Consider the following 17,698-nt stretch of genomic DNA (forward strand, 5'->3'; position numbering starts at 1 on the left):
GCTGTAGCTCAGTTGGATAGAGTACTTGGCTACGAACCAAGGGGTCGTGGGTTCGAATCCTGCCAGCCGCGCCACCTCAAAGGGCCTTCCTCCGGGAAGGCCCTTTTTCTTTTCCGCCCCCCTCTTTTCTTTTGCCCGCACGTGGGTCACGGTCGTCACGGCGTGTGTGCACCGCGTCCGCCTCGCAAACGAAAAACGGCGGCCGGTGGCCGCCGTCGTATCCCGCCGCAACGCCATGCGCGGCGTCAGTAATCCTGCCGCTCGCGCTCGATGCGCATGCCGCCGTCGTGACGCGCATGCACGCTGTCGTCGGTCGAACGCTCGCGCATGATCCGCATCACGTCCGGGTTGGTCCGCACGCGCCGCATCACGTTCGCAAGATGCACGCGATCGCTGACCTGGATCACGAAGCGCAGCACCGTCGATTCGTGCGTCAGATCCTCGTCCATCGCGATGTGGACGATGTTCGCGTCCGCCGACGTGATGTCCGCCGCGACGCGCGCGAAGATGCCCTTCGTGTTCTTCACGAGCGCCTTCACCGCGACGTCGAACAGACGGCCCGGCTGCGGCGCCCATTCGACGTCGATCCAGCGGCCCGGGTCGCGGCGATGGATGCGCTGCGCGACACGGCAATCGGTCGTATGAATCGCCATCCCGAGGCCGATGCCGATGTAGCCCATGATCGCGTCGCCGGGAATCGGCCGGCAGCACGCGGACAGCTGCACCGACATCCCTTCGGTGCCGGTAATGACGACCGGCGGCGCGTTGTGCACGGGATGGCGCTCGGACTTCGGCAGATCGTCGTCCGCGTCGCGGCCGCTCATCAGCACCTCGATGCGCTTGGCCATCACCGCGGCGACGCGGCGGCCAAGGCCGATGTCCGCGAAGATTTCCTGGCGGCTCTTGTTGCCCGTCCACTGCACGAGCTTTTCCCATACTTCCGGGCCAACGTCGGCCAGCGCGAGCCCGTACGCCTTCAGGCTCTGGTCGACGAGCCGCTCGCCGAGCTGCACCGACTCGTTCAGGCGCATCGTCTTCAGGTAGTGACGAATCGCCGAGCGCGCCTTGCCGGTGCGCACGAAACCGAGCCACGCGGGGTTCGGCTTCGAATACGGCGCGGTGATCACCTCGACGATGTCGCCGCTCTTCAGCTCGGTGCGCAGCGGCAGCAGTTCGTTGTTGATCTTCACGGCCACGCACTGATTGCCGAGATCGCTATGGATCGAATACGCGAAATCGAGCGCCGTCGCGCCGCGCGGCAGCGCCATGATCTTCGACTTCGGCGTGAACACGTAGACCGCATCAGGGAACAGGTCGATCTTCACGTGCTCGAGGAATTCGCTCGAATCGCCGGCTTCGCTCTGGATGTCGAGCAGCGACTTCAGCCACTGGTGCGCGCGCTTCTGCACGTCGTTCAGGTCGGCGCCGCCGTTCTTGTACAGCCAGTGCGCGGCCACGCCGGCCTCGGCGATCTCGTGCATCTTGCGCGTGCGCACCTGGAATTCGATCGGCGCGCCGAACGGGCCGACGAGCGTCGTGTGCAGCGACTGATAGCCGTTGATCTTCGGGATCGCGATGTAGTCCTTGAACTTGCCGGGCACGGGCTTGTACAGCGCGTGCAGCGCGCCGATGCACGTGTAGCAGTCGAGCGGGCTGTCGACGACGACGCGAAAGCCGTACACGTCGAGCACCTGCGAGAACGACAGCTGCTTGTCGCGCATCTTCCGGTAGATGCTGTAGATCGTCTTTTCGCGGCCGGTGATCTCGGCGTCGATCTTCGCGTCGGACATCGCGCGCTGCGCGGCCTCGAGGATCTTGCCGATCACTTCGCGGCGGTTGCCGCGCGCGGCCTTCACGGCCTTCTCGAGCGTCGCGTAACGATGCGGGTTGAAATTCGCGAAGCTCATGTCCTGCAGCTCGCGATACGTGTTGTTCAACCCGAGGCGGTGCGCGATCGGCGCGTAGATGTCGAGCGTTTCGCGGGCGACGCGGCGGCGCTTTTCCATCGGCACCGCGCCGAGCGTGCGCATGTTGTGCAGACGGTCGGCGAGCTTCACGAGGATCACGCGCACGTCGCGCGCCATCGCGAGCAGCATCTTGCGGAAGTTTTCCGCCTGCGCTTCCTCGCGGCTGCGGAATTCCATCTTGTCGAGCTTCGACAGCCCGTCGACCAGTTCGGCGACCTTCGGGCCGAACCGTTCGGCCAGCTCGCTCTTGGTCACGCCCTGGTCTTCCATCACGTCGTGCAGCAGCGCCGCCATCACGGCTTGCGCGTCGAGCTTCCAGCCGGCGCAGATCTCCGCGACGGCGACGGGATGCGTGATATAGGGTTCGCCGCTCTGGCGATATTGACCGAGGTGGGCTTCGTCGCTGAAGTGGAACGCCGCCTTGACCTCTTTGATTTCATCCGGAGGGAGATACTCGGCAAGCGCGGCCGTCAGTTTCGCGATCGAAACGACGCCGTGCTTGCGCGGCTGCTCCGGCGTGGCGGTCGGCCCGAACAGATGCCGGAAGGACTGTTCGAGGACCGCGTCGATATACTGGCGCGCAGGCGACTGGGCCGTAGCTTCGGTGGTCGAATCCGCGGAGGCGGACGATGGGGTGGTGCTCATATTCGCCTCCAGGTCGAGTCGTTGCGCGCGGGGACTACATGGCTGGAATGGGCCGGATGCGCGTTACACCGGCACCTTCTTCAGCATCTCGACGCCGACCTGACCGGCAGCGATCTCGCGCAGCGCGACGACGGTCGGCTTGTCGCGGCTCTCGATCTTCGGCGTATGGCCTTGCGCGAGCTGCCGCGCGCGGTAGGTGGCGGCGAGCGCCAGTTCGAAGCGGTTGGGGATTTGCTTCAGGCAGTCTTCGACGGTAATGCGAGCCATGTTGGAAATTCCTTCTGAATATAGTCCTTATTCTACCTTATGTCCCTCTGCCCTCGCGTCATTCCGCGTGGGGCAGATGGATGCCGAGCTCGATGAACAGCTCCGCGTGTCGCGCGTACTGCGAAGCAAAGCGCAGGCGCGTCGCCGCGACGATGCATTCGAGCTCGGCCAGCGCACGATCGAAATTCTCGTTGATCACGACGTATTCGGCTTCGGACGCATGCGCCATCTCGCTGCCGGCGGCGAGCAGGCGCCGCGTGATCACGTTCGGCTCGTCCTGGCCGCGCTTCTTCAGACGCTCCTCGAGCGCGTCGAGCGACGGCGGCAGGATGAAGATGCCGACCGCGTTGCGGAACTGCTTCTTCACCTGCTGCGCGCCCTGCCAGTCGATCTCGAGCAGCACGTCGTGGCCGCTCGCCATCTGCTCTTCGATCCAGACGCGCGACGTGCCGTAGTAGTTGCCGTGCACTTCCGCGCTCTCGAGGAATTCGTGCGCGGCGTGACGCGCGCGGAAGTCGTCGACGGTCGTGAAGTGATAGTGCTGGCCATCCTGCTCGCCCGGGCGCGGCTTGCGCGTCGTGTACGAGATCGACAGGCGGATGTCGCTGTCCTTCGACAGCAGCGCGTTCACGAGCGTCGACTTGCCGGCGCCCGACGGCGCGATGACCATGAACAGGTTGCCGGGATAGACGCCGCCGTGCAGCGCATGCGACGCGTGGCCGTCGCGGTGGGGGTCGGTCATGTTGCTTTACTCCAGGTTTTGCACTTGCTCGCGCATCTGCTCGATCAGCAGCTTCAGCGCCATCGACGCGTCGGCGAGTTCCTTCGCCGCCGCCTTCGATCCGAGCGTGTTCGCTTCGCGATTCAGTTCCTGCATCATGAAGTCGAGACGCTTGCCGACGCGGCCGCCCTTCTCGATCACGTGACGCGTTTCGTTCAGGTGCGCGGTGAGCCGCGACAGCTCTTCCGCGATGTCGATCCGGATCCCGTACATCGTCACTTCCTGACGAATGCGCTCCGCGGCTTCCTCGCGCGTGACGACGGTCGAGCCGCCTTCCGGGGCCGCGAGGCCGAGCGCTTCCTGCAGCCGCTCGACGATCTTCTGCTGGTGCTTCGCGATCAGCTCCGGCACGAGCGGCGTGATGCGCGCGACGATCGCCTCCATTTCGGTGACGTTCGCGAGCAGCATCGTCGCGAGTTGCGCACCTTCGCGCGAACGCACGACGACGAGCTCGCCGATCGCTTCCTTGCCGCACGCGAGCACCGCATCGCGGATCGCTTCGGCCGACACGCCACTCTCGGCGAGCACGCCGGGCCAGCGCAGGATCTCGCCCGCGCGCAGGCGGCCGACGCCCGGGAACGCGTCGAGCACCGAGCGCTCGAGTTCGGCGAGCTGGCCAAGCGCCGTGTGGTTCAGCGCGCCCGCGCCGATGCTCTGCTCGCCGCGCTGCAGGTTGATGCGCACGTCGACCTTGCCGCGCGACAGCTTGTTCATCAGCATCTCGCGCAACGCCGGCTCGCACGCGCGCACGTCGTCCGGCATGCGGAAATTCAGGTCGAGGAAGCGCGAGTTCACGGTGCGCAGTTCGACCGACACGCTGGTGCCGCCGTTGCCGGCTGCCGTCGCGAGTTCGCGCGTCGCGCTCGCATAGCCCGTCATGCTGTAGATCATGGTTCGTCTCGCCGTCTGGGTGCCCTTGCCGGGCGGAATATGTCGAGGCGCCCGGCGCATTGCAAGGCGCGGGGCGGGAAGCGCGCATTATCCCATTTTTGCGCCCCACCCCGCCGGGCGCGCATGCCGTTCGGCGCTAAAATCGGGGTTTCCTCTTCCGTCCACGATTCCCCCATGACGTCTTCCCTGTCCCGCCCGAGCGGCCGCCGCGCCGACGAACTGCGCAAGGTCGCGCTCACGCGCCATTACACGAAACACGCCGAAGGCTCGGTGCTCGTCGAATTCGGCGACACCAAGGTGATCTGCACCGCCAGCGTCGCCGAACGCGTGCCCGAGTTCCTGCGCGAGCGCGGCCAGGGCTGGCTGACGGCCGAATACGGAATGCTGCCGCGCGCCACCCACACGCGCAGCGACCGCGAAGCCGCGCGCGGCAAGCAGACGGGCCGCACGCAAGAAATTCAGCGCCTGATCGGCCGCGCGTTGCGCGCGGTATTCGACCTCGAAGCGCTCGGCCCGCGCACGATCCACATCGACTGCGACGTGATCCAGGCCGACGGCGGCACGCGCACGGCGAGCATCACCGGCGCGTTCGTCGCCGCGCACGACGCCGTGTCGAAGCTGATCGCGGCCGGCAAGCTCGCGCGCTCGCCGATCACCGACCATGTCGCCGCGATCTCGGTCGGCGTGTACGCAGGCGCACCGGTGCTCGACCTCGACTACGCGGAAGACTCGCAGTGCGACACCGACATGAACGTCGTGATGACGGGTGCCGGCGGCTTCGTCGAAGTCCAGGGCACCGCCGAAGGCGTGCCGTTCACGCGCGCCGAGATGAACGCGCTGCTCGATCTCGCGCAAAGCGGGATCGGCCAGCTCGTGCAGCTGCAGAAGGACGTGCTGGGCGCCGGCCATGTCTGACGATCGCACCGCCGCCCCGCTGTCGCGCATCGTGCTCGCGTCGAACAACGCCGGCAAGCTGCGCGAATTCACCGCGCTGTTTTCCACGGTCGGCATCGAGATCGTGCCGCAGGGCGACCTGGCCGTGCCCGAGGCGGAAGAGCCGTTCGGCACGTTCATCGAGAATGCGCTGACGAAAGCGCGGCACGCATCGCGGCTCACCGGGCTGCCGGCGATCGCCGACGATTCGGGCCTGTGCGTGCGCGCGCTGCGCGGCGCGCCGGGCGTCTATTCGGCGCGCTACGCGCAGCGCGCGGGCCGCGACAAGGGCGATGCGGCGAACAATGCGTACCTCGTCGAACAGCTGCGCGGCGTCGACGACCGGCGCGCATACTATTGCTGCGTGCTCGCGCTCGTGCGCCACGCGGACGATCCCGAACCGCTGTTCGCCGAGGGCCGCTGGGCCGGCGAGATCGTCGATACGCCCCGCGGCGCGCATGGATTCGGCTACGACCCGTATTTTTACCTGCCGTCGCTCGGCGCGACGGCAGCCGAGCTCGAGCCGGCCGTCAAGAACACGCACAGCCACCGCGCGCTCGCGCTGAAGGCGCTGCTCGCGCGGCTCGCAGAGGAACCCGCATGATCGTTTTCGTCACGCATTTGCAGCCGGAGGCCGCATGAGCCAGGCCGCGGAAACCGGCGCACGCGTCGTCGCGACGTTCACGTCGCCCGGGCAGGTGCGGCTCACGTCCCTGCCGCCGCTTGCGCTGTACGTGCATTTTCCGTGGTGCGTGCGCAAGTGCCCGTACTGCGATTTCAATTCGCACGAATGGAAAGGCGAACGGTTCCCCGAGACCGAGTATCTCGATGCGCTGCGTGCCGATCTCGAACGGGCGCTGCCACTCGTGTGGGGCCGGCAGGTGCATACGGTGTTCATCGGCGGCGGCACGCCGAGCCTGCTGTCGGCCGCCGGTCTCGATCGCCTGCTGTCCGACGTGCGCGCATTGCTGCCGCTCGACGCCGACGCGGAGATCACGCTCGAGGCGAATCCCGGCACGTTCGAGGCCGCGAAGTTCGCGCAGTTTCGCGCGAGCGGCGTGAACCGCCTGTCGGTCGGCATCCAGAGCTTCAACGAAGCGCATTTGAAAGCGCTCGGCCGTATTCACGACACCGCGCAGGCGCGCGCGGCAGTCGAGATCGCCGCGAAGACGTTCGACAACTTCAACCTCGACCTGATGTTCGCGCTGCCGAATCAGACGCTCGACGAATGCAGGACCGACATCGAGACCGCGCTGTCGTACGCGCCGCCGCATCTGTCGCTGTATCACCTGACGCTCGAGCCGAACACGCTGTTCGCGAAGTTTCCGCCGGCGGTGCCGGACGACGACGCGTCGGCCGATATGCAGGAATGGATCCACGAACGCACGACCGAGGCCGGCTACGGGCGGTACGAGGTGTCCGCGTACGCGAAGCCGAATCGTCAGTGCAAGCACAACCTGAACTACTGGCGCTTCGGCGATTATCTCGGGATCGGTGCGGGCGCACACACGAAGCTGTCGTTCCCGAACCGGATCCTGCGGCAGGCGCGCTACAAGCATCCGGCGACCTTCATCGAGCAGGCACTCGCCGGCACGCCGGTGCAGGAGGAACGCGAAGTGGGCGCGCGCGACCTGCCGTTCGAGTTCATGCTGAACACGCTGCGGCTCGTCGACGGCTTCCCCGTGCACAGCTTCGTCGAACGCACCGGCCTGCCGATCAGCACGATCGAGCCGGCGCTGCAGGAAGCGGAGCGGCGCGGGCTGATCACGCGCGATTTCGCGCAGATCGCGCCGACGCCGCTCGGCCAGCGTTTCCTCAACGACTTGCAGGAATTGTTCCTGCGCGACGATTGACGCGGAACGACGCGGCATTTCGGTTACAATGCCGCCTCGTGTGGAAGCGTGGCCGAGCGGTTTAAGGCACTGGTCTTGAAAACCAGCGACGGGAAACTGTCCGTGAGTTCGAATCTCACCGCTTCCGCCACGCAGTTCGCCAAACCCCGTCCATTCATCGAATGACGGGGTTTTTGTTTGTGCGCGGCATGTTCCGCCCGCATCGCGCGCCCGACGGGCCGACGCATCCCGGCCGATACCGTTACAATCCGGCGCTCCGAATCGCGAAACGGGAAACCACGTCATGAAGCCTTTCATCGCCTCGTCGCTCGCCGCGCTGCTGGCCGCTGCCGGCACGCACGCAGCGGCCGCCGATTCCGCGTCCGCGGCCGACGCGTCGACGCCGTCGTGCGCGATCGCGTACGTGAAAGGCGTCGGCGGCTCGCCGCGCGGGCTGCGCGAATATCTCGCGAGCCCGACGCCGTACAACTACCTGAAGGAAAACGAACTCCAGTGCAAGGTGTCGGACGACGGCCGCGCATCGAACTGCACCGGCGTGACCTACATCCGCAACGAGCAGGTCAGCGTGTACGACGATTCGGACCCGGCGACGCTGACGGTCGTCGCGCCGGTCGAATTCGAGCACGGCGAGAAATATCCGGTGATCCTGGTCGTGCAGCGCAAGGACGCACGCTGCACGCGGTAACGCGCGGCACGATGCGGCCGGCGTTGCGGCGCGCGAGCCTCACGGGCCGGCCCGCCATCGCCTAGAATTCGATCAGCACGGCGACACGACCGCCGCCGCAGCTCGATGCCGCCCGCGCCATCCGCGCGTGCGGCGCACGGAGACCGCCATGACCGAACTGTCGACAGCGACCGATCACGTCGATTACGAAGGCTTCGAGATCCATGTCGTACCGGGCCTCGTTCCCGGCAGCGACGCCCGTTATACGTACACCGGCTACGTATGCCATCCGGGCGTGAATCCCGCGCTTCCCGGTCACGCGGTGCCGTTCCACGCGGACGGCGACGAGAGCTACGCGAGCGCCGACGATGCGGTTCGTGAAGCCGTCCACATCGGCAAAAGCATCATCGACGGGACACATCCGGACCTGTCCGTTCTGTCGCTCGTGACGCACGGCTACTGAGCGGCCGCGGCTGCGCCGCCATCGCCGTCTCGGCGAGCGGGCATGCGCATTGCGCGCGCATCGTCGCAAGTCACGCCCCATCACGACACCGCCGGCCGCGCGGCCGGGCGGTCATTCGCGCTCGCGCCGTCGCGCGCCGCGCATTATGCGTTTCTCCCAATAACGCGTCGGGCCGGGCCACCTATCATTTTTTTATAGTCACTCCCGGCTTGCCTGCCATGCTCCCTCTACCCCGCCCGGGCGCCGACCGGCCGCGCGTTGCCGCGCTGGTCGCCGCCTTGTTGCTTGCCGCCTGCACGATCACGCCGCCGCCTTCGGTGCACTCGGTGGTGACGATCCCGTCGATCACGCGCGGCGCGAATCTCAACCAGTACCGCGTGGAAGTCGCGCGATGCGTCGCCGAGCACAATCCGGCCGGCGTATCGCGCGGCACACCGCAGGCGATGCTGCGCTCGCTGGTCGTCGTCGCGTTCACGGTCGACCGCGGCGGCCGCCTCGTCAACGCATCCGTCTATCGCAGCAACGGCGACAGCGAAGCCGAAGCGCTCGCGCTCGCGTCGCTGCGCCGCTCGGCGCCGCTGCCGGCGCCGCCGTCGAAGCTGCTGGACGGGGACGGCCGGATCGAGATGATGGAAGGCTGGCTGTTCAATGACGACGGCCGCTTCCAGTTGCAGAGCACCGCGTCCGCGCAGGCCCAGTCGATCGACTGATCCGCGCGCCGCGCCGCGATTGCCGCTATGTCGCGGCGCTGGCTATAATTTTCCGCAATCGCGCGGCCACCCTCCCGCGCGCGCTCGCGCGCCGCACCCGGCATGCGAGCCGACCACGCCGGCACCGGGCGGCGGCGACCTATCCGTCTCCATCGTCGACCGGCGGGTGACGTGCGCGCCACGGCGCGCGTCCACGCCGCCACCGCATCATCCGCCCGGCTGCGCGCGGCAGGCGTTCGTGCCTGCCCGACCGTACGCCCGGCCGATCGCCCCAACGACAAAACGGAGACATCCATGTCCGCATCTCCCCCGGCCGTTGCGCATGCAACCGGTTCGGCCGCCGCCGTCAGCCATCGGCGCATCGTGTTCGCGAGCTTCATCGGCACCGCGATCGAGTTCTACGACTTCTACGTGTACGCGACCGCCGCCGCGCTCGTCATCGGCCCCGTGTTCTTCCCGCACGGCTCCGCGACCGCGCAGGCGCTGTCCGCGTTCGTCACGTTCGGCATCGCGTTCATCGCGCGGCCGATCGGTTCGTTCCTGTTCGGCCACTTCGGCGACCGCATCGGCCGCAAATCGACGCTCGTCGCGTCGCTGCTCGTGATGGGCATCTCGACCACCGCGATCGGCTTCGTACCCGGCTATGACGCGATCGGCGCGCTCGCACCGGTGCTGCTGTGCGTGCTGCGCTTCGGCCAGGGAATCGGTCTCGGCGGCGAATGGGGCGGCGCGGCGCTGCTCGCGACCGAGCATGCGCCGCAAGGCAAGCGCGGCTGGTTCGGGATGTTCCCGCAGCTCGGCCCATCGGTCGGCTTCCTGATGTCGAACGGCCTGTTCTTCGCGCTCGCGCTGTCGCTGTCCGACGAACAGTTCCGCAGTTGGGGCTGGCGCATCCCGTTCCTCGTCAGCGCGGTACTCGTCGCGCTCGGCCTGTACGTGCGGCTGAAGATCACCGAAACGCCGGCGTTCCAGGCCGCGCTCGAGCGCAACGAGCGCGTGCGCGTGCCGGTCGCGACGCTCGTGTCGCGACACTGGCACCCGACGCTGCTCGGCGCGCTCGCGATGGTGGTCTGCTACACGCTGTTCTATATCTCGACCGTGTTCTCGCTGTCGTACGGCGTGTCGGCGCTGCACATTCCGCGTCAGAGCTTCCTCGGGCTGCTGTGCTTCGCCGTGGTGTTCATGGGACTCGCGACACCGCTGTCGGCGTGGGCGTCGGATCGCTTCGGCCGCAAGCCGGTGCTCATCGCCGGCGCGATCGCCGCGCTGCTGTCCGGCTTCGCGATGGAACCGCTGCTCGGCAGCGGCTCGATGCCGCTCGTCGCACTGTTCCTGACGATCGAGCTGTTCCTGATGGGCGTGACGTTCGCGCCGATGGGTGCGCTGCTGCCCGAACTGTTCCCGACCAACGTCCGCTATACGGGCGCGGGCGTCGCGTACAACCTCGGCGGGATTCTCGGCGCATCGATCGCGCCGTACATCGCGCAATTGCTGGCCGCACGTGGCGGCCTGTCGTGGGTCGGCGGCTACGTGTCGGTCGCGGCGGCGATCAGCCTGATCGGCGTGCTGCTGATGCGCGAAACCCGCGACGCATCGCTCGTCTGAACCTCGGGGGCGCTCCGGGTTGTGCGGCGGACGGCGCGGCCTATACTCGATCCCGGGGCGCCGCCACACGCGCCCGGGATCCCCCCGAAGGAGCCGCCGCGATGAACGTTCACCTCAACAACGCCGACCTCGTCCTGATCCTGGCACTCGCGCTGGGCGGCGCGCTGCTGCTCGCGGCGCGCTTCCGCCCGAAAACCTGGCGCGGTTTGCTGTTCGAGGCATTGCTGGCCAATCTGGCGGCCATCGCGGCCGTGATCACGGTCGAGGCGCTGCTCGCCTGAACCGGCGACGTCACGTTGCGAGCCGGTTCGCGCCGATAACGGACGCTAGGCCGTCAATCGCGCGCGCAACGACCGATGGGCCGGGCAGACGGCATCGACTGCATCGAGGGCCTGCGCCACCGACGGCGGCGCACCGGGCTCGCCGATCGACAACGCGTTCGGTGCGCCGCCGATCCCGCAATGGTGACGCGACGTCGCGACGAAAATCATCACGGTCGGACGCTTCAGTGCATGCGCCATGTGCACGAATCCCGTATCGACCCCTACCACGAGCGCGGCCCGGCCGATCGCCGCGCCCAGTTCCCGCACCGACATCGCCGGCAGCACGACCGCGCCGGGCGCGCGCGCGGCAATGTCCCGCGCATCGTCATGTTCGGCCGCCGATCCCCACGGCAGCAGCACGCGCACGCCGCGCGCCATCATCTCCGCGGCCAGCGCGGCCCAGCGGTCGGCCGGCCATTGCTTGTCCGGATTCGACGTCGCGTGAAACAGCAGCATGAACGGCGCGCCGTCGGTCACGGCGGCCGGCAGGTTCGCATCCTGCGGCGCGACGACGCCATAGTCGGCGACGCCTTCCGGGACATAGCCGAGCGCCTCGCCGGCGCTCACGCGCATGCCGTGCCACGCGTCGCAGTCCGGCCGCGGGCCGAACCGATGCGAATACGCGAAGCGCGCGCCCGTCTCGCCGAGATCCGCCGTCCGATAGCCGTACCGGCGCGCGGCGCGCGCAAGCGCCGAGATGATCGCGCTCTTGTAGACGCCGTGCAGGTCGATCACCGCGTCGTAGCGGTGCGCGCGCAGCGCGCCGATCGACGCCGAGATCGCCTTCAGGTCGCCGCCGTTGCGGAGCTTCTTGAACCGGCGCAGCGGCGCGCAGAGCACGTTGCTCACGCCGGGGTGCCAGCGCACGACCTCGGCGCACGACTCGTCGACGGCCCAATCGACCGCCACGCCCGGGAAAGCGCGATGGAGATCCGCGACGACAGGCAGCGTCTGGACGACGTCGCCGAGCGACGTCACTTTCACGATGAGGATACGTTTCACGTTTGTTGTGGGGAATGGGGATGGCCGGCCATTTGGTGATGCTAACGATGCTCGCCGCGCCCATACATTACGCCGACATTACATTTGCAACAAATTGCGTCGTTTTGTCTAAATTGATGGAGCCCCGCACCGTATCCGGTTCTTTTTATAATGCGTTCTTTGCCTTCCGGTCCGGCTCACCGATGCAACGCCCCCCTCTTCTCGCCCCGCTTTCCGGACTCTTTCCCGCCCTCACGCGCCGCTCGCTGCGAATCTGGCGCCAGTACGGCGTATTCTGGCTGGGCGCGATCGCAGTGGGCCTCGCGGCCGTGCTGTATGCGCGGCTGATCGATTGGGGCTACGACACCTTTCGCACGATGCGCGCGCATGCCGCGTGGCTGCCGTTGCTGCTGACGCCGGCGATCGCCGCGGCGTCGGCCTGGCTCACGCGCCGCTTCTTCCGCGGCGCCGAGGGCAGCGGGATCCCGCAGGTGATCGCGACGCTGCATGCGAGCCCCGCTTCGTTCGGCGCCCGGCTGCTGACGCTGCGCATCCTGTTCGGCAAGGTGCTGATTTCGCTGATGGGGATCCTCGGCGGCTTCACGATCGGCCGCGAAGGCCCGACCGTGCAGGTCGGCGCGGCACTGATGTTCAATCTGCGGCGTTTCTATCCGCGCTCGAACGCGCTGATCGAGCGGCAACTCGTGCTCGCGGGCGCGGCCGCCGGCCTGTCGGCCGCGTTCAATACGCCGCTCGCCGGGATCGTGTTCGCGATCGAGGAACTGACCCGCAGCTTCTCCGCGCGCGCGAGCGGCGTGCTGATCACCGCGATCATTCTCGCGGGCGTCGTCGCGCTCGGGCTGAACGGCAATTACACGTACTTCGGCACGATCGACGCCGGCCAGCATTTCCCGAAGCTGCTCGCCGTCGCCGTGCTGGTCACGGCGATCGTCACCGGAATCGCCGGCGGTCTCTTCAGCTGGCTGCTGCTCAACACGGGGCGCTGGCTGCCCGCGCGCATGCTCGGCCTGTATCGCGAGCGCCCGATCGCGTTCGCGGCGCTGTGCGGCTTCGTGATCGCGGTCGTCGGGATCGTGTCGGGCGGCACGACGTTCGGCAGCGGCTATGCGGAGGCGCGCGGCCTGCTCGACGGCCACGAACAGCTGTCGTTCCTCTATCCGTTCCTGAAGATGGTGTCGATGGTCGCGTCTTACCTGACGGGTATCCCGGGCGGGATCTTCGCGCCATCGCTGTCGATCGGCGCCGGGTTCGGCAACCTGCTGCACGTCGTGTTCGGCGACATGAGCCTGCCGATGCTGATCGCGCTCGCGATGGTCGGCTACCTCGCGGCGGTCACGCAGTCGCCGATCACGTCGTTCGTGATCGTGATGGAGATGATCAACGGCCATGCGCTGGTGATTTCGCTGATGGCGACCGCGCTGGTGTCGAGCCGCGTCGCACGCTTCTTCGCGCCGCCGCTGTATGAAACGCTCGCTCAGCGTTATCTCGCGCCGCCGCCAACTGCAGCGCCAACCGCCGCCCCGCATGCGGCCGATGCGGCGCAATCCGCTGGCGCTCCGGGTGCGGATGCGGCTGCGGGAGCGGGAACGGCCACCGGCATCACCGAGCCGCAGGATGCGGCAACCGCACCGGCCGATCCGCTCGACACGCTGCGCGAAGAAGGCGCTGACACGTCCGACGTTCCGGCGCCCGCCGACGGCGCCGCACCGGCCGCGGCGACGCGCGATCGCGACGGCCCGTCCGCTGCCGGCGCGAACGGCCCCGCGCAGACGGGTCCGCGCGACCCTCAGTAGATGACGACGGGCGCCGGCCGATAGTAGACGGGCCGCGCCGGCACGACGATGCAGCTGGCGAGCGTGATCGCGACGAGCACGATCGCGATGGCGGTTCTCTTCATCGTTCGCCTCCGTTACGCCCAGTGGCCACGCGTCCAGAACCAGTTCGGGCCGCGCTGATCCCAATGGCCCGGCACCCAGTGCATGCCGACCCGTTCGGCTTCCCAATGGCCGCCGACCCACACGTAGCGGCCATGATCCCAGTGCCAGTGGCCGCGCTCCCACACGTAGCCGACGCGTGCGTCCGGCACGACCTCGTAGCGCACGGGCGGCGGCGCATTCGGCGCGACGACGACGATTTCCCCGGCACGCGCAGTCACCGGCTCGGCGACGATCATCCGGCCCGACTGCACGAGCACCGGTGCGCCGACGAGTATTTCGTCCGCCCGCGCGACGAGCGGCGTGACGATGGCTGACAGGCCCGCGGCCAGCAGCGCGAGCGAAACGATACGGCGTTGAACGGTAGAGACAGCCATCACAACCTCCTGATTGACGAATGACGCGAACGTATTCACTTCAATGCGGGAGGACGGCAAACGGCCGACAGACGCCGTGTTACGGCGAGCCCGAAAGTGCAACAGGGCGTAAGACGCGCTCGGCGGCATGCGCCGCCGTGCGGGGGGAGACCGGTAACGGTCAGGCTTGCGGAATCTCGATCTTCACTTCGAGGACTTCGAGATCGTCCTGGCGCTCGAGGCTCACGCGGATGTCGTCGTTCGAAATATGGACGTACTTCGAAATGACTGCGACGAGTTCCTTCTGCAGCGCCGGCAGGTAATCGGCCGGCGGACGGCCGCCGACCCGCTCGTGCGCGATGATGAGCTGCAGACGCTCCTTCGCGACCGATGCGGACTTCTTCTTCTCGCCGAGGAGAAACGAAAGGATGGACATGGGCGGCCTCCGTTACTTGCTGCCGAAGAGGCGCTGCAGCAGGCCCGGCTTCTGGTAATCGGTGAAGCGCAGCGGCTTGTCTTCGCCGAGGAAGCGGGCGACGACGTCCTTGTACGCTTCGGCGACGTCGGTACCGTCGATATGCACGGCCGGCAGACCCTGGTTCGACGCATGCAGGACGGCTTCCGATTCGGGCACCACGCCGATCAGCTTGATGCGCAGGATTTCGCTGATGTCCTCGAGCGACAGCATCTCGCCTTCGCTCACGCGTTTCGGGCTGTAACGCGTGATCAGCAGGTGTTCCTTGATCGGCTCCTTGCCCTCGGTCGCGCGCTTCGTCTTCGACGACAGGATGCCCAGAATGCGGTCCGAGTCGCGCACCGACGACACTTCCGGGTTCGTGACGATCAGCGCTTCGTCCGCGAAGTACATCGCGTGCAGCGCGCCGGCCTCGATACCGGCCGGCGAATCGCAGACGATGTATTCGAAGTCCATCGCGGCCAGGTCGTTCAGCACCTTCTCGACGCCGTCACGCGTGAGCGCATCCTTGTCGCGCGTCTGCGACGCCGGCAGGATGAACAGGTTCTCGCACTTCTTGTCCTTGATCAGCGCCTGGTTCAGGTTCGCTTCGCCCTGGATCACGTTCACGAGGTCGTACACGACGCGACGCTCGCAGCCCATGATGAGATCGAGGTTACGCAGGCCGACGTCGAAGTCGATCACGGCCGTCTTGTGGCCGCGCAGCGCGAGGCCGGACGCGAAGCTCGCGCTGGTCGTCGTCTTGCCCACGCCGCCCTTGCCCGAAGTCACCACGATGATTTTTGCCATTTACCCAATACCCTGTGTTCGTCAATGAGAGCCGATCGATCCGGAGCGTGCCGCGTGAATCACGTCAGGCGCAGCGGTTCGATCATCAGTTTTTCCTCTTCGAGCCGGATCTGCACCGATTTGCCCAGTATGTCGGCGGGCAACGGGTTCTCGGTCGTTCGATAGATACCCGCGATCGAAATCAGTTCCGGTTCGAGACACGTGCAGAAAATGCGCGCGTCGTGATTGCCGTGCACGCCCGCGAGCGCGCGGCCGCGCAACGGCGCGTAGATGTGGATGTTGCCTTCCGCGATGATCTCCGCGCCGTGACTGACCGGCGCGAGCACCACGAGGTCCCCTTTCGCGTAAATCTGCTGCCCCGAGCGCAACGGCCGGTCGACGACCATCGTCTGGCCGCCCGCCGCGACCGACGTCGGTGCAGGCTCCGGCGCCGGTTCTGCTGCCGCGGCGGCTGGTGCTGCCGCGGCAGGCGCCGGCTCCGCCGCTTCGTCGGCCGGCTTCGCGGCCGCGACGCGGCGATCGCGCGCCTCGAGCAGCGGCAGGCCGGCTTCGCCCGCCCAGCCCTGCGTCGGCAGCGCGACCACGCCGACCGGCCGCATCCGTACGTCGTTCAGCATCTGTCGAATGTCGGCGAGCGCGACCCGTTCGCCATCCGCGAGACGGCGGACGTCGATCGCGACGACGTCATCGGCGAAAAACTCGGGAGTCGCTTCGAAGCGCTTGACCAGTTCGGCACGCAACGCATCGAGATCGGTCGTCTTCACGGTGAACAGCAACGTATCGACCGATCCGCTGCGCAGCTCGAAGAATGGCGATTTTTTAAGCGACATGGACACTCTGCAAAAAATTTTTGCGTATTTTACAGGCGTCCACGCGTGCGGCCATTATTTTTGGGAAACCGGCTGGCGACGGTCGCGGCAGGCGCGCAACCGGCCCGCGGGCAGTCGCACCAGAGCGAGCGGGAGCCGATCGCGCCGTGCAGCCCGCGCATTCATGCGTCAGGGCGTCGTGAAGTGCGACACGAACAACGACTTCATCGCGCCGGGCATGCGCGCGATCGGCGCGTGCTCGCCCGTGTTGCCGAACCCCGCGCGTTCGTAGAAGCGGATCGCGTTCCGGTTCGCATCGGCGATCCATGCGTAGACGTCCTGCGCGCCGCGTTCGGCGAGCCACGCTGTGGCCGTTTCGAGCAGCAGTACGCCGCCGCGCAGATGGCGGACCGCGTGCGCGACCCACAGCTCGCTGACGAACGCGCGCCGCTCGGGCGTATTGTCGAAATACGCGCCGATCATGCCGGCCGGGTGGCCTTCGGTGTACAGCAGGAAAGTCGTCGACTCGTCGGATGCGGCACGCAGCGCGGCGATGGCCGCCGCCGCGTCGGAATCGACGGTCAGCAATTCGGCCTCCGGCGCTTCGCCGGGCGCGTACGGCTCACGCAGCGACGCGGCGCGGAGTTCGCGATACACGTTGCCCTGGTCGGCAGCGATACGACGAACGGTCAAGGTCGAACTCATGCAGGCACAGCCCCCTTCGGACAGCAAGTTATTAGCTTCAACCGAAAGCGGGGCATGAGTCAAATCGTTATTTTCAAATGGCCGCGCGGATCGAAAGGCGGCAGGCAACGCACGCGTGCCGCACACACGTGTGTGTGCAGGTGCAGCATCACGCGGCGCAGCGCGCCGGCGCAGCGCCGTTCGACCGCCGGTCGCGGACGCGTCACCCCGCGCGCGTTGTCGTGTGCGGCATTCGTGCGCCACGCGTCCGTCGTTTCGTCGTCGCGATCGTAATGGTCCGTAAGCCGGAGCTGCAAAAGCGCGACGGCGATACGCGCGGCCATGCGTCGCGTGCCGCACCGCAACATTCGTTGCGGGCGTCGATGTTGTTCGCCGGGCGTTTTGCGTCGCGCTTTCATCAGACGAGAAACCCGATCGGATTGCGGCCGCGCGCCCGTTTCAATCACCCCTTCCCCGCCCCTTCGTCGCCCGGCCCGCGGATGGCGCGCCGTTTGGAGCTTCACGCCTAGCGGCGGTGTTTGGAAAG

At 67.3% G+C, this 17,698-nt stretch carries 20 protein-coding genes and 1 tRNA gene; 10 read left to right on the top strand and 11 right to left on the bottom strand.

The genetic code is table 11. The annotated features are described in order from the left end of the window. Nucleotides 1-245 precede the first annotated feature (245 nt). The 4 genes from BSE24067_RS10510 to BSE24067_RS10525 form a co-directional block, all read right to left on the bottom strand. Nucleotides 246-2,612: a RelA/SpoT family protein gene (locus BSE24067_RS10510; RefSeq protein ID WP_151065438.1), complete on the bottom strand. Its 2,367-nt coding sequence runs from the start codon at nt 2,610-2,612 to the stop codon at nt 246-248. A 63-nt stretch (nt 2,613-2,675) separates the two neighbouring features. Continuing rightward, nucleotides 2,676-2,879, bottom strand: coding sequence for a DNA-directed RNA polymerase subunit omega (gene rpoZ, locus BSE24067_RS10515; RefSeq protein ID WP_006025620.1), 204 nt, complete (start codon nt 2,877-2,879; stop codon nt 2,676-2,678). A gap of 58 nt (nt 2,880-2,937) precedes the next feature. Next, complete coding sequence (gene gmk / locus BSE24067_RS10520) at nt 2,938-3,621, bottom strand: guanylate kinase (protein ID WP_151065439.1); 684 nt, start codon at nt 3,619-3,621, stop codon at nt 2,938-2,940. Between the two features lie 6 nt (nt 3,622-3,627). Next, nucleotides 3,628-4,551, bottom strand: coding sequence for a YicC/YloC family endoribonuclease (locus tag BSE24067_RS10525; protein ID WP_151065440.1), 924 nt, complete (start codon nt 4,549-4,551; stop codon nt 3,628-3,630). Nucleotides 4,552-4,725: 174 nt separating this feature from the next. Here BSE24067_RS10525 and rph point away from each other — a divergent pair, with 174 nt between their 5' ends. The 9 genes from rph to BSE24067_RS10570 all read left to right on the top strand — a co-directional run bounded on the left by rph (nt 4,726) and on the right by BSE24067_RS10570 (nt 11,060). Next, on the top strand, nt 4,726-5,466 hold the full coding sequence (rph, locus tag BSE24067_RS10530) for a ribonuclease PH (protein ID WP_151065441.1): 741 nt from the start codon (nt 4,726-4,728) through the stop codon (nt 5,464-5,466). Continuing rightward, complete coding sequence (gene rdgB, locus BSE24067_RS10535; RefSeq protein WP_151065442.1) at nt 5,459-6,088, top strand: RdgB/HAM1 family non-canonical purine NTP pyrophosphatase; 630 nt, start codon at nt 5,459-5,461, stop codon at nt 6,086-6,088. The genes rph and rdgB overlap by 8 nt, the downstream gene beginning before the upstream one ends. A 34-nt stretch (nt 6,089-6,122) precedes the next feature. Further along, the gene (hemW, locus tag BSE24067_RS10540; RefSeq protein ID WP_151065443.1) at nt 6,123-7,337 is read left to right on the top strand and encodes a radical SAM family heme chaperone HemW; all 1,215 of its coding nucleotides are present in this window, start codon (nt 6,123-6,125) and stop codon (nt 7,335-7,337) included. 42 nt (nt 7,338-7,379) lie between these two features. Continuing rightward, nucleotides 7,380-7,467, top strand: a tRNA-Ser gene (locus tag BSE24067_RS10545). Between the two features lie 153 nt (nt 7,468-7,620). Then, nucleotides 7,621-8,022 carry a hypothetical protein gene (locus BSE24067_RS10550; protein ID WP_151065444.1) on the top strand — a complete coding sequence of 134 codons (402 nt, stop codon included), beginning with the start codon at nt 7,621-7,623 and terminating at the stop codon, nt 8,020-8,022. 148 nt (nt 8,023-8,170) lie between these two features. Then, a complete protein-coding gene (locus BSE24067_RS10555; protein WP_151065445.1) occupies nt 8,171-8,464 on the top strand; it encodes a hypothetical protein in 294 nt (97 codons plus the stop codon). A gap of 218 nt (nt 8,465-8,682) precedes the next feature. After that, on the top strand, nt 8,683-9,174 hold the full coding sequence (locus BSE24067_RS10560; protein ID WP_151065446.1) for an energy transducer TonB family protein: 492 nt from the start codon (nt 8,683-8,685) through the stop codon (nt 9,172-9,174). A gap of 294 nt (nt 9,175-9,468) precedes the next feature. Beyond that, on the top strand, nt 9,469-10,779 hold the full coding sequence (locus tag BSE24067_RS10565; protein WP_151065447.1) for an MFS transporter: 1,311 nt from the start codon (nt 9,469-9,471) through the stop codon (nt 10,777-10,779). Nucleotides 10,780-10,880: 101 nt separating this feature from the next. Further along, nucleotides 10,881-11,060 (top strand): hypothetical protein, encoded by a 180-nt coding sequence (locus BSE24067_RS10570; protein ID WP_151065448.1) that lies wholly within the window; start codon nt 10,881-10,883, stop codon nt 11,058-11,060. Nucleotides 11,061-11,105: 45 nt separating this feature from the next. Here the strand turns inward: BSE24067_RS10570 and waaC are convergent, their stop codons facing one another. Further along, entirely contained in the window at nt 11,106-12,104 is a 999-nt protein-coding gene (waaC, locus tag BSE24067_RS10575) for a lipopolysaccharide heptosyltransferase I (protein ID WP_151065449.1), read from the bottom strand. Nucleotides 12,105-12,286: 182 nt separating this feature from the next. On the opposite strand from waaC, the gene BSE24067_RS10580 reads away from it, so the two are divergent. Then, nucleotides 12,287-13,897 (top strand): chloride channel protein, encoded by a 1,611-nt coding sequence (locus tag BSE24067_RS10580; RefSeq protein ID WP_151065450.1) that lies wholly within the window; start codon nt 12,287-12,289, stop codon nt 13,895-13,897. Between the two features lie 116 nt (nt 13,898-14,013). Here the strand turns inward: BSE24067_RS10580 and BSE24067_RS10585 are convergent, their stop codons facing one another. The 6 genes from BSE24067_RS10585 to BSE24067_RS10610 form a co-directional block, all read right to left on the bottom strand. After that, nucleotides 14,014-14,415 carry a YXWGXW repeat-containing protein gene (locus BSE24067_RS10585; RefSeq protein WP_151065451.1) on the bottom strand — a complete coding sequence of 134 codons (402 nt, stop codon included), beginning with the start codon at nt 14,413-14,415 and terminating at the stop codon, nt 14,014-14,016. Between the two features lie 160 nt (nt 14,416-14,575). After that, entirely contained in the window at nt 14,576-14,830 is a 255-nt protein-coding gene (minE, locus tag BSE24067_RS10590; protein WP_006486661.1) for a cell division topological specificity factor MinE, read from the bottom strand. A 12-nt stretch (nt 14,831-14,842) separates the two neighbouring features. Then, nucleotides 14,843-15,658, bottom strand: a complete 816-nt coding sequence (minD, locus tag BSE24067_RS10595; RefSeq protein ID WP_040143641.1) for a septum site-determining protein MinD — start codon at nt 15,656-15,658, stop codon at nt 14,843-14,845. A 59-nt stretch (nt 15,659-15,717) separates the two neighbouring features. After that, on the bottom strand, nt 15,718-16,488 hold the full coding sequence (minC, locus tag BSE24067_RS10600; protein ID WP_151065452.1) for a septum site-determining protein MinC: 771 nt from the start codon (nt 16,486-16,488) through the stop codon (nt 15,718-15,720). Nucleotides 16,489-16,656: 168 nt separating this feature from the next. Continuing rightward, entirely contained in the window at nt 16,657-17,172 is a 516-nt protein-coding gene (locus BSE24067_RS10605; RefSeq protein WP_170297495.1) for a GNAT family N-acetyltransferase, read from the bottom strand. A gap of 59 nt (nt 17,173-17,231) precedes the next feature. Further along, entirely contained in the window at nt 17,232-17,618 is a 387-nt protein-coding gene (locus BSE24067_RS10610) for a hypothetical protein (protein WP_151065454.1), read from the bottom strand. Nucleotides 17,619-17,698: the final 80 nt, after the last annotated feature.

This window comes from Burkholderia latens (assembly GCF_902499045.1).
Lineage (GTDB): Bacteria > Pseudomonadota > Gammaproteobacteria > Burkholderiales > Burkholderiaceae > Burkholderia > Burkholderia latens.

Excerpts from the sequence above, each read along its gene's own strand:
- BSE24067_RS10510 (WP_151065438.1), bottom strand. The coding sequence starts at position 2,612 with ATGAGCACCACCCCATCGTCCGCCTCCGCGGATTCGACCACCGAAGCT.
- BSE24067_RS10605 (WP_170297495.1), bottom strand. The coding sequence starts at position 17,172 with ATGAGTTCGACCTTGACCGTTCGTCGTATCGCTGCCGACCAGGGCAAC.
- BSE24067_RS10555 (WP_151065445.1), top strand. The coding sequence starts at position 8,171 with ATGACCGAACTGTCGACAGCGACCGATCACGTCGATTACGAAGGCTTC.
- minC (WP_151065452.1), bottom strand. The coding sequence starts at position 16,488 with ATGTCGCTTAAAAAATCGCCATTCTTCGAGCTGCGCAGCGGATCGGTC.
- BSE24067_RS10585 (WP_151065451.1), bottom strand. The coding sequence starts at position 14,415 with ATGGCTGTCTCTACCGTTCAACGCCGTATCGTTTCGCTCGCGCTGCTG.
- BSE24067_RS10560 (WP_151065446.1), top strand. The coding sequence starts at position 8,683 with ATGCTCCCTCTACCCCGCCCGGGCGCCGACCGGCCGCGCGTTGCCGCG.
- BSE24067_RS10580 (WP_151065450.1), top strand. The coding sequence starts at position 12,287 with ATGCAACGCCCCCCTCTTCTCGCCCCGCTTTCCGGACTCTTTCCCGCC.
- rdgB (WP_151065442.1), top strand. The coding sequence starts at position 5,459 with ATGTCTGACGATCGCACCGCCGCCCCGCTGTCGCGCATCGTGCTCGCG.
- BSE24067_RS10570 (WP_151065448.1), top strand. The coding sequence starts at position 10,881 with ATGAACGTTCACCTCAACAACGCCGACCTCGTCCTGATCCTGGCACTC.
- BSE24067_RS10565 (WP_151065447.1), top strand. The coding sequence starts at position 9,469 with ATGTCCGCATCTCCCCCGGCCGTTGCGCATGCAACCGGTTCGGCCGCC.
- BSE24067_RS10550 (WP_151065444.1), top strand. The coding sequence starts at position 7,621 with ATGAAGCCTTTCATCGCCTCGTCGCTCGCCGCGCTGCTGGCCGCTGCC.
- minD (WP_040143641.1), bottom strand. The coding sequence starts at position 15,658 with ATGGCAAAAATCATCGTGGTGACTTCGGGCAAGGGCGGCGTGGGCAAG.
- BSE24067_RS10525 (WP_151065440.1), bottom strand. The coding sequence starts at position 4,551 with ATGATCTACAGCATGACGGGCTATGCGAGCGCGACGCGCGAACTCGCG.
- hemW (WP_151065443.1), top strand. The coding sequence starts at position 6,123 with ATGAGCCAGGCCGCGGAAACCGGCGCACGCGTCGTCGCGACGTTCACG.
- rph (WP_151065441.1), top strand. The coding sequence starts at position 4,726 with ATGACGTCTTCCCTGTCCCGCCCGAGCGGCCGCCGCGCCGACGAACTG.
- minE (WP_006486661.1), bottom strand. The coding sequence starts at position 14,830 with ATGTCCATCCTTTCGTTTCTCCTCGGCGAGAAGAAGAAGTCCGCATCG.
- rpoZ (WP_006025620.1), bottom strand. The coding sequence starts at position 2,879 with ATGGCTCGCATTACCGTCGAAGACTGCCTGAAGCAAATCCCCAACCGC.
- gmk (WP_151065439.1), bottom strand. The coding sequence starts at position 3,621 with ATGACCGACCCCCACCGCGACGGCCACGCGTCGCATGCGCTGCACGGC.